Annotated in this window: 4 protein-coding genes; 2 read left to right on the top strand and 2 right to left on the bottom strand. The window is 73.8% G+C overall.

Going from position 1 to position 4,253, the window contains the following annotated elements; translation table 11 throughout:
- The coding region (locus RH94_RS43355; RefSeq protein WP_267893366.1) for an SbcC/MukB-like Walker B domain-containing protein at positions 1-632 on the top strand (632 nt) is incomplete at its 5' end.
- A gap of 48 nt (positions 633-680) precedes the next feature.
- Here the strand turns inward: RH94_RS43355 and RH94_RS14555 are convergent.
- Together RH94_RS14555 and RH94_RS14550 are read right to left on the bottom strand one after the other, a co-directional pair.
- Entirely contained in the window at positions 681-2,372 is a 1,692-nt protein-coding gene (locus tag RH94_RS14555; protein ID WP_073948033.1) for a DUF885 domain-containing protein, read from the bottom strand.
- A gap of 64 nt (positions 2,373-2,436) precedes the next feature.
- The gene (locus RH94_RS14550) at positions 2,437-2,943 is read right to left on the bottom strand and encodes an Lrp/AsnC family transcriptional regulator (protein ID WP_073948032.1); all 507 of its coding nucleotides are present in this window, start codon (positions 2,941-2,943) and stop codon (positions 2,437-2,439) included.
- Between the two features lie 59 nt (positions 2,944-3,002).
- On the opposite strand from RH94_RS14550, the gene RH94_RS14545 reads away from it, so the two are divergent.
- Entirely contained in the window at positions 3,003-4,220 is a 1,218-nt protein-coding gene (locus RH94_RS14545; protein WP_073948031.1) for a trans-sulfuration enzyme family protein, read from the top strand.
- The last annotated feature ends 33 nt before the right edge of the window (positions 4,221-4,253 follow it).

The raw sequence follows: 4,253 nt of genomic DNA, 5'->3' as shown, positions 1-4,253 counted from the left end.
CCCGCCGCTGCACCGAACTCGACCGGCTCTCCGCACGCGCCGCCACCGGCACACGCAGGCTCGCGCCGCTGCGGGAGGAGTACGACCGCGTGGCCCGCCTCGCCGCCCTGACCGCGGGCACCTCCGCCGACAACGAGCGCAGGATGCGCCTGGAGGCCTACGTCCTCGCGGCCCGCCTGGAACAGGTGGCCGCCGCCGCGACCGTACGCCTGCAGCGCATGTCCTCCGGCCGCTACACCCTGGTCCACTCCGACGACCGGGCCGGACGCGGCCGCAGCGGCCTGGGGCTGCACGTCGTCGACGCCTGGACGGGCCGTGAGCGGGACACGGCGACCCTGTCGGGCGGTGAGACGTTCTTCGCCTCGCTCGCCCTCGCCCTCGGCCTCGCGGACGTCGTCACGGACGAGGCCGGCGGCGTGCGCCTGGACACGCTCTTCATCGACGAGGGCTTCGGCAGCCTCGACGACCAGACCCTCGACGAGGTCCTCGACGTCCTCGACTCCCTGCGCGAACGCGACCGCAGCGTCGGCATCGTCAGCCACGTCCCCGATCTGCGACGGCGCGTCCACGCCCAGCTGGAGGTCGTCAAGGGCAGATCGGGGTCGGCCGTGCGGCAGCGCGAAGCGGGCTGAGCCCCCGGGTGCGTGGAGGGCGGCCCGGGAGCGGCCGCCCTCCGGGGCTCACAGCCGCGAGAGCTCGTCCACCAGGTCGTCCAGGCCCAGCGAGCCCTGGGAGAGGGCCGCCATGTGCCAGGCCTTCGCGTCGAACGCGTCACCGTGGCGCTCCCTGGCCTTCTCACGGCCCAGCAGCCAGGCCCGCTCGCCCAGCTTGTAGCCGATCGCCTGCCCGGGCATCGACAGATAGCGGATCAGCTCGCTCTCCACGAAGTCCCGCGGGCGGCTGCTGTGCGCGGCGAAGAACTCCAGCGCCAGCTCCGGCGTCCAGCGCTCGCCCGGGTGGAACGGCGAGTCCGCGGGGATCTCCAGCTCCAGGTGCATGCCGATGTCGATGATCACGCGGGCCGCCCGCATCATCTGCGCGTCCAGATAGCCGAGCCGCCGCTCCGGGTCCGTGAGGAAGCCCAGCTCGTCCATCAGCCGCTCCGCGTACAGCGCCCAGCCCTCGGCGTTGGCGCTGACCCCGCCGACGGTGGCCTGGTAGCGCGAGAGGCCCTCCGCCACGTGCGCCCACTGGGCGAGCTGGAGGTGGTGGCCGGGGACGCCCTCGTGGTACCAGGTGGAGACCAGGTCGTACACCGGGAAGCGGGTCTGCCCCATGGTCGGCAGCCAGGTCCGGCCCGGCCGGGAGAAGTCGGCGGACGGCGCCGTGTAGTACGGGGCCGCGGCGCCGCCGGGCGGCGCGATGCACGACTCCACCTTCCGCACCCGCTCGGCGAGTTCGAAGTGCGTGCCGTCCAGCGCCTCGATCGCCTCGTCCATCAGGTCCTGCAGCCAGGCGCGGACCTCCTCCACGCCCTCGATGTGCGTGCCGTGCTCGTCGAGGTGCGCGAGCGCCACCCACGGGGTCTCGGCGCCGGGCAGGACCTTCTCGGCCTCCTTCCTCATCTCGCCGAGCAGCCGGTGGAACTCCGACCAGCCGTACGCGTACGCCTCGTCCAGGTCCAGGTCCGTGCCGTTGAAGTAGCGGGAGAAACGGGCGTAGCGCTCGCGGCCGACCGTGTCCGGCGCGTCGCCGATCGCCGGCGCGTAGACGTCGCGCATCCAGTCCCGCAGCTCCACGACCGCCGCGGTCGCCGCGCGGGCGGCCTCGTCCAGCTCCCCGCGCAGGGCCTCGGGGCCGCCGGAGGCGAAGTCCTCGAACCAGCCGCGCCCCCGGCCGTCGGTGTCCGACCACTCGGTCAGCTGCTCGACGAAGGTGGCCGCCGGCCGAGGACCGCCGTACAGCTTGCGCTCCAGGCCGAGGGCGAGGGACTCCCGGTAGCCGCGCAGCGCGGCCGGCACGGCGCGCAGCCGTTCGGCGATCGCCGCCCAGTCCTCGTCCGCGTCGGCGGGGGTGATCGTGAAGACCTCGCGCACCGAGTGCACCGGGCTGTGGATGTTGCTCACCGCCCGCAGGCCCTCGTCGGCCTCGTGCACGGCGAGTTCGGCGGTGAGACGCTCGCGCAGCAGGCGCGCGCAGCGGCGCTCGATGTCACTGTCCGCGCCGGGCTGCCGCTCGGCCTCGTCCAGCCGGGCCAGGGTGGTGCGCGCGAGGTCGGCGAGCGCCTGCTGCCCGGCGGGCGAGGTGTCGGGCAGCCTGCTGGAACTCTCCTTCACGCCGAGATACGTACCGGTGATCGGGTCGAGGGCGATGAGTTCGTCGACGTAGGCGTCGGCGACCTGACGGGGCAGCGGGCTCTTGGTCTGTGACATGCGGACCATCCTCATACGGACAGGTGGCTCCCGTCAGCCCGGTATCGCGGGCCCCGGGCCGAAATCAGTCCGATTTCGCGGAGGGCGTGGCCGTCTGTGCGCCCGGTGGCAGCAGAGGGCCGCAGTCCCACTGCTGGAAGATCAGCCGGGTCTCCACCCGGGCCACCTCGCGCCGGGCCGTGAACTCGTCCAGGACCAGCCGCTGCAGATCGGCCATGTCGGCGACCGCGACATGGACCAGGTAGTCGTCCGGGCCGGTCAGGTGGAACACGGTCAGCGACTCCGGCAGGGCCCGGATCCGCTCCACGAACGGTCCCACCAGCTCCCGGCGGTGCGGCCTGACCTGCACCGACAGCAGTGCCTGCAGACCGCGGCCCAGCTTGGCGGGATCGAGCCGCAGCCGATGGCCGAGGATCACCCCCGAGCGGCGCAGCCGGGTCACCCGGTCCAGACAGGTCGACGGAGCGATGCCGACCTGCGCGGCGAGGTCGCGGTAGGTGGTCCGGGCGTCGTTCTGCAACAGCCGCAGCAGATGAAGATCCACCGGATCCAGTACGACAGATTCGGCCATACGGCGAACGTAACACGGTGACCGGCCTCATGACCCCGGCCGGTGTTCACCCTTCCGCCATGGACACGCCCCTGGACTCAGCGAGCACACCCGCGTACGACGACGTACGCACCGCACCCAGAGCACTGGCCACCGAGGCCGTGCACGCCGGCCGTGACGACCTCGCCCGGCAGGGACTGCACGCCCCGCCGATCGACCTGTCCACCACCTACCCCTCCTACGACAGCCGCGCCGAGGCCGCCCGCATCGACGCCTTCGCCACCGACGGCGCCGAACTCGACGGCACCCCCGTCTACGGACGGCTCGGCAACCCGACCGTCGCCCGCTTCGAGACCGCGCTGGCCCGGCTGGAGGGCACCGAGGCCGCGGTCGCGTTCGCCAGCGGCATGGCCGCGCTCAGCGCGGTGCTCCTCGTCCGGTCCGCGGCGGGCCTGCGGCACGTCGTCGCCGTACGCCCCCTGTACGGCTGCAGCGACCACCTGCTCACCGCCGGGCTGCTCGGCACCGAGGTGACCTGGACCGGCCCGGCCGGGATCGCGGACGCGCTGCGCCCGGACACCGGCCTGGTCATGGTCGAGACGCCGGCGAACCCGACGCTGGCCGAGGTGGACCTGCGGGCCGTCGCCCACGCCTGCGGCTCCGTCCCGCTCCTCGTCGACAACACCTTCGCCACGCCCGTGCTGCAGCGCCCGGCCGAGCAGGGCGCGCGTCTGGTGCTGCACAGCGCCACCAAGTACCTGGGCGGGCACGGTGACGTGATGGCCGGCGTGGTGGCCTGCGACGAGGAGCTGGCCGCGCGGCTGCGGCAGGTGCGGTTCGCCACCGGCGGGGTGCTGCATCCGCTGGCCGGATATCTGCTGCTGCGCGGCCTGTCCACGCTGCCGGTCCGGGTGCGGGCCGCCTCCGCCACCGCCGCGGAACTCGCCGCCCGCCTGGCGGACGACCCGCGGGTCGCCCGCGTGCACTACCCGTCGATCGGCGGCGCGATGGTCTCCTTCGAGGTGCACGGCGACCCGCACGCCGTCATCGGCGGCGTCGGCCTGATCACGCCGGCCGTGAGCCTCGGCAGCGTCGACACGCTGATCCAGCACCCGGCGTCCATCAGCCACCGCATCGTCGACGCGGACGACCGGCGGGGCGCCGGGGTCGGTGACCGGCTGCTGCGGATGTCGGTGGGCCTGGAGGACGTCGAGGACCTGTGGGCCGACCTGGACCGGGCGCTGGGGGAGCGGCCGGGGCCGCCGTCGGTGAGGGGCCTGCACGAGGTGATGAGCTGAGCGGAGCCCGGAGGGTGCGCGGCTCGGGGGGGG

Origin of the sequence: Streptomyces kebangsaanensis, from assembly GCF_001906585.1 — a bacterium.
GTDB lineage: Bacteria > Actinomycetota > Actinomycetes > Streptomycetales > Streptomycetaceae > Streptomyces > Streptomyces kebangsaanensis.
Note: the sequence above shows the minus strand (reverse complement) of the source record. Positions and strands in the feature narration are given on the sequence as shown.

What these genes read in the sequence shown, in the direction of transcription:
- RH94_RS14555 (WP_073948033.1), bottom strand. Translation starts at nt 2,372, where the DNA reads ATGTCACAGACCAAGAGCCCGCTGCCCCGTCAGGTCGCCGACGCCTAC.
- RH94_RS14550 (WP_073948032.1), bottom strand. Translation starts at nt 2,943, where the DNA reads ATGGCCGAATCTGTCGTACTGGATCCGGTGGATCTTCATCTGCTGCGG.
- RH94_RS14545 (WP_073948031.1), top strand. Translation starts at nt 3,003, where the DNA reads ATGGACACGCCCCTGGACTCAGCGAGCACACCCGCGTACGACGACGTA.